At 64.4% G+C, this 5,215-nt stretch carries 3 protein-coding genes and 1 pseudogene; all 4 read left to right on the top strand.

Annotated elements, in window-relative coordinates:
- Positions 1-377: FAD-binding oxidoreductase (locus tag JCM25156_RS22990; protein ID WP_277909426.1), on the top strand; the 377-nt coding region annotated here is incomplete at its 5' end.
- A gap of 93 nt (positions 378-470) precedes the next feature.
- Entirely contained in the window at positions 471-1,637 is a 1,167-nt protein-coding gene (gene lptF, locus JCM25156_RS09090; RefSeq protein ID WP_025812835.1) for an LPS export ABC transporter permease LptF, read from the top strand.
- Positions 1,634-2,747, top strand: a pseudogene (gene lptG / locus JCM25156_RS22985) (LPS export ABC transporter permease LptG). The gene lptF and the pseudogene lptG overlap by 4 nt, the downstream one beginning before the upstream one ends.
- A 77-nt stretch (positions 2,748-2,824) precedes the next feature.
- Positions 2,825-5,143 (top strand): LPS-assembly protein LptD, encoded by a 2,319-nt coding sequence (locus JCM25156_RS09080; protein ID WP_183479356.1) that lies wholly within the window; start codon positions 2,825-2,827, stop codon positions 5,141-5,143.
- Positions 5,144-5,215: the final 72 nt, after the last annotated feature.

The following is a 5,215-nucleotide window of genomic DNA, read 5'->3' as shown; positions in this document are numbered from 1 at the left end:
CCGTCAGCCACGTGCCCGAACTGATCGCGCGCGCCACCGTGGCGTGCGAGGCGCTGATACCCGGCATCCGCCCCGCGCCGTTCGGCCATATGGGTGATGGCAACATCCACTTCAACCTGGTGCAGCCCGAAGGCATGGCGCCGGAGGCCTTCCTGGCCCGCAGCCATGACATCATGGACACGGTGGCCGCGATCGTGAAGGAACTGGATGGCTCCTTCTCCGCCGAACACGGGGTGGGCCAGCTCAAGCCCTACATGATGCCCGCATGGCGTGGCGGCGCGGAACTGGCGGCCATGCGCCACATCAAGGCAGCACTTGACCCGCGCGACCTCATGAACCCCGGCAAGGTCCTGCCCCCCGCCACACAGGGCGCGTGACGCCGCGCGGCGTGGCATGTAACGGACTGTTTGCGCACCCATGCGCGGGGGGATCACCCTTTTGCCCCGGCGGGAACGGGGCTAGACAGGGGCATGCCTGTCGTCCGTCCCGTTCCAGACCGCCTTGCGCCACGCCTGTCGATTCTGGACCGCTATGTCCTGCGCCAGCTCCTGCTGGCGCTTCTGGCCAGCACCGGCGCGCTGGCGACCCTGATCTGGCTGACCCAGTCCCTGCATTTCGTATCGCTGGTGGTGGGCCGGGGGCTTTCGCTGCGCGTGTTCCTGGAACTGACCAGCCTGCTGATTCCCTCCTTCGTCGCGGTCATCCTGCCGATCACGACCTTCGTGGTGGTGCAGTTCATCTACCAGCGCCTCGGCACGGACCGGGAACTGACCGTAATGCAGGCGGCGGGGCTGTCCCCGCTCATGATGGCGCGGCCGGGCCTGCTCTGCGCGACCATCGCCACGGGGCTGTGCCTGATCCTGAATGTCTGGATCGTACCGGTTTCCTACCACGCCTTCCGGCAGTACGAATTCCAGATCCGCAACCGCATGGCCGCCTTCCTGATACAGGACGGGGTCTTCACGCAGGTATCGGACAACATGACCGTGTATATCCGCGAACGCGCCAAGGACGGCACGCTGCGCGGCATCATGGTGGAGGACGACCGCACCCCCGGCGCCGAAGCCACCATCCTGGCGGAGGAAGGCAATCTGGTCATAAACGACGAGCAGCCCCATGTGGTGCTGTTCAACGGTTCGCGGCAGGAGATCGACAGCCATACCGGACGGCTCAACGTGCTGACCTTCGCGCGCAACACCATCGACCTGTCCAGCCCGCACGGGCCGCATACCCGCCTGCCCGACGCCAACGAACTGTCGATCGCCCAGCTCCTGCACCCGGACATGCGCCAGTATTCCCGTCGTGATGAAAGCAAGATGTTCATCGAGGCATGGCGCAGGCTCAGCACGCCGTTCTGCGCGTTCTCGTTTGCCATGATCGGCCTGGTGGGGGCGATGGGCGGCAACTATTCCCGGCAGGCCAGCATCCTGCGCCCCGTGCTGGCCATACTGGCCATCGTGGCCGTGCAGGCGCTGACGCTGCTGGTGCAGAACCTTGCGTCACGCAACCTGCACCTCATGCCGCTTATGTGGATCTGCACGCTGGGGCCGGGCGTGATCTGCGCCTTTGTCCTGTTCGTGCCCGAATTCCGGGCGGACCGGGAACCCCTGTCCCGCGTGGCCGGTCCGCGCGCATGAGGCCCGCCTTCACCCTGTCGGTCTATATCGCCCGGCAGTTCACCTTCGCCACGCTGGCCGTGATCTCGTTCCTGACCGGGCTGATCACGATGTTCGACTTCATCGACCTGCTGCGCCGTGTCTCGACCCGGCCCAACGTGCCCACGTCGCTGGTCAGCCAGATCGCGCTGCTGCACGTGCCTTTCGCGTGCCTTGAAATCCTGCCCTTTGGCGTGCTGCTGGGCGGCATCATCTGCTTCTGGCGGCTTGCGCGCTCATCCGAACTGGTGGTGGCGCGGGCGGCGGGCATCTCGGCATGGCAGTTTCTGGCGGGGCCGGTCATCTGCGCGGTGCTGATCGGGGCGACGGCGACGACCTGCATCTCGCCCCTGTCCTCCATCATGTACCGCCGGGCGGAGGCGCTGGACCGCCAGTACCTGCGCGACAGCATGGCAAGTCACTCAACCTGAGCGGCGGCACCCTGTGGCTGCGGCAGGGCGATAACGGACTGGTGGACCATGGGGTGGACATCATCCACGCCCGGCGCGTCAGGCTCAGCGGGGGCGTGCTGCGCCTTGGCGCCATCACCATCTTCCGCATGGGCCCCGATGACGGGCTGATTACCCGGCTGGAGGCTGAAAACGGCTATCTGGGCAAGGACGATGGATCCTGAACGCGACGCACCAGCTCCGCCCCGACGAACTGCCCGAGGACATGGGCCGCGTCACCCTGCCCGCCGATCTGACGCTGGCGGGGGTGGAGGAAAGTTTCGCCTCCCCCGATACGCTGTCGGTCTGGGCGCTGCCGGGGTTCATCCGCCAGCTCAACCGCTCCGGCTTTTCCACCATCCGCCACCGGCTGCATTTCCAGACCCTGCTGACGCTGCCGGTCCTGTCGGGCACCATGGCGCTGGTGGCGGCGGGATTTTCCATGCGGCCCGCCCGGCGGGGCGGCGTCGTGCGCATGATCAGCTTTGGCGTGGCGGCCGGTTTCGCGCTGTTCGCCATATCCAAGATCGCGGCGCAGTTTGGTGAAACCGGCGCCCTTCCCCCTCTTCTTGCCGCCTGGGCCCCCACCGGGGCCGGGCTTTGTCTTGCGGTCACGCTACTTCTTCATCTAGAGGACGGTTAATGTCCCGTCCCCATCCCCTCCCGCGTGCGCCGTTACCGTTGCGGCCCAGCGTCGCTTCGCGGCGGCTTCCGCGCGGGATGCTGCTATGCGCGACCATGTGGGGGGGGATGATGGCGCTGGGTCTGGGGGCGCAGCTCCACCCCGCGCGCGCGGACGCGCCCAGGCGCAGCATGCCCATCCATGCCCCCAAGAGCCAGCCACAGGCCCCGGCGTCGTTTTCGGGCACCGTGTCCAATACCGACCCGATGACCTTCCAGGCCGACCATGTTTCCTACGACAGCAGAAACGGCATCGCGACATGGACCGGCAATGTCCAGATCTGGCAGAATGACCAGATCATGCGGGCGGACAGGGTCATATACGACCGCAATACCGGCATCGCCTCCGCCCGGGGCAACGTGGCGATGGTGGAGCCGGACGGGACCGTGCTGTTCACCGATTACGCCGAACTGAGCAACGGCATGCGCGATGGCATCATGACGCGCATGTACGCCCAGATGTACGACAACGCCCGGCTGGCGGCGAACGGCGTGCGCCGCACGGGCGGCAAGGTGAGCGACCTGACCCGCGTGGTCTATACCGCGTGCGAAGTCTGCGCCCGCCACCCCGAGCGCGCGCCGTTCTGGCAGATCCGCGCCTATGACGCCACGCATGACATGCAGCACAAGCGCATGGAATTCCGTGATGCGTTCGTGGATTTCTTCGGGGTGCCGATCTTCTACCTGCCCACCTTCTCCATGACCGACCCCTCGGTCCGGCGACAGAGCGGCTTTCTCACGCCCGGTTTCACGCCCCACAACCGCTACCTGGGCACCTATGTCACCATTCCCTATTACTGGGTGCTGGACAAGCAGTCGGACATTACGCTGGAGGGGCTGTTCTCCACCCGCACCGGCCCGCAGCTCAGCGCGAATTACCGCCGCTACTTCCGCAACGCGCGCCTCAACATCAATGCCGGCATCGCGTATGACACCCATCACGACATAAGCTACACCAACACCTTCGGCCAGCAGGTCGAAAGCGCGGACAACCATGGCGTGCAGGGCTATTTCTTCGGCAGCGGCCAGGTCTCGCTGAACAAGACATGGCGCGCGGGCGCGAACATACGCTGGGCCAGTTCGCCCAACTACATGCGTGACTACCGCGTGACCGGCTACGGGCAGGACACGCTCAATTCCAACGTCTATCTGGAAGGGTTCGGCACGGGATCGTATTCACGCATCGACGCCGAGGCGTATCAGGGCCTCAACCAGGGCATCATCCACAACCAGGATCTGCCATGGGTCCTGCCACGCTATACCTACAGCTATTTCGGCAGGCCCGACGCATGGGGGGGGCGGTTCAGTCTGGATACGACCGACTTCTATGTCTACCGCAACAATGGCACGTCAGACCAGCGCGGGCAGCTATCACTTAACTGGGACCGGCCGTTCCACAACAAGCTGGGCCAGATCTGGGATCTGACGCTGCATGTCGAATCCGCCATCCACCGCGCCACCGAACTCAACCAGCAGCCCAATTACGCGGGCACCACGCGCGCGCAGGTGGAAGGCCAAGTCCTGCCCACCATCGGGATGAAAATGAACTGGCCGTTCCTGCGCAGCTTCAACCACAATACGGGCACGCAGATTCTTGAACCGATCGTGCAGTTCCTCGCCGCCCCCAACACGGGCAACAGTTCATCGAGCAACATCCCCAACGAAGACAGCCTGACCTACGAATTCACGGATTCGACGCTGTTCGCCATCAACCGCTATCCGGGCACCGACCGGCTGGACGGGGGGCTGCGCGCCAATGTCGGCCTGCACAACAACTGGACATGGAACGGCCACCAGATCGACATGCTGATTGGCGAGAGCTTTCAGGAGCATGTCGATCATAACCGCATCCCCTATTCCGGCCTGAGCCATCACCTGTCGGATGTGGTGATGGGCACGCACATGGTGCCCAACCAGTATTTTGACTTCGACGGCAAGATGCGGCTCGACCCCTATGCGGGCAAGGTGGACTTTGGCGATGCGCTGGGCAGCGCGGGGTTCCAGCATTTCCGCGTAACGGGTGGCTACCTGTTCGAGCCGGTGACGCCGTATTACTATTATGCCGAAAGATCCTATACCAACACGCCGCCCGCCATTTATTACAAGCCCGTCAGCGAACTGACGGTGGGCGCGGCCTCCAACTGGGATCACTGGCATCTGGCGGCCTATCTGCGCCGGAGCCTGTCGCGCAATGAAAGCGTATCGGTCGGGGGCGACGCCGGATTCCAGAATGACTGCTTCGGGCTGGATGTCATGTATCTCAAGCAGTACACCACCATTGGTGGCCAACAGAGCAATTCGACCGTAATGTTCTCCCTTACGTTCAAAACCATCGGTACATTTGGTATGAATGGCTGACCTGATGCGTGAAAGACCGAGCCGGATGTCCTTCTTCCCCGCCACCCTTGGCGTCACCCCCCTTCCCGCACC

This window comes from Komagataeibacter kakiaceti JCM 25156 (genome assembly GCF_000613305.1).
Note: the sequence above shows the minus strand (reverse complement) of the source record. Positions and strands in the feature narration are given on the sequence as shown.

What these genes read in the sequence shown, in the direction of transcription:
- lptF (WP_025812835.1), top strand. Translation starts at nt 471, where the DNA reads ATGCCTGTCGTCCGTCCCGTTCCAGACCGCCTTGCGCCACGCCTGTCG.
- JCM25156_RS09080 (WP_183479356.1), top strand. Translation starts at nt 2,825, where the DNA reads ATGCTGCTATGCGCGACCATGTGGGGGGGGATGATGGCGCTGGGTCTG.